1 protein-coding gene is annotated in these 536 nt (G+C 61.2%); it reads left to right on the top strand.

The features are described from left to right. Positions 1-131: 131 nt before the first annotated feature. The coding region (locus tag Q6D67_RS21695) for an ice-binding family protein (protein WP_304707936.1) at positions 132-536 on the top strand (405 nt) is incomplete at its 3' end.

Raw genomic sequence — 536 nt, 5'->3', positions numbered from 1 at the left:
CAACTCATGTGCTATAGAAACCAGCCAAATCTATTTGCTGCTAATACCTTGTTTCCCCACCCTGTTTCCCCCACTCAGTCTTGCGCCTGCTCTGGGTATCGACTAGCATCTGCGACAAGGGGGCTTAAAACATGAACCGAATACACCATAAAGGCCTAATCGCTTTCACCATTCTGATGCTCACGCCGCTCGCGTCCATGAGCCAGGTCGCACCGCCGCTCGGTGAGGCCGAGAGCTTCTCCGTGCTGGGCAATTCCGGGGTGACCGGCTCCACCGGATTGGGCACCCAGGTCATCGGCGATGCCGGCTCCTCGCCGACGGCCTCGATCAGCAACTTCCCGCCATCGACCGTCTCACCGCCCTTCACGCTCCACCTGACCAACAATGCGGAGGTGCAGCAGGCTCGCGCCGATGCCATCTCCGCCTATGGCTTCATCGCCGCGCAGGGGCCCGGCACAGTGCTCCCGGCACAGCTTGACGGCCAAGTGCTCACCTCTGGTATCTACTCGTTTGCAGGCGGCGCCGCCGATCTGGCG

Origin of the sequence: Haliea sp. E1-2-M8, assembly GCF_030649675.1 — a bacterium.
Taxonomy (GTDB): Bacteria; Pseudomonadota; Gammaproteobacteria; order Pseudomonadales; family Halieaceae; genus Haliea.
Note: the sequence above shows the minus strand (reverse complement) of the source record. Positions and strands in the feature narration are given on the sequence as shown.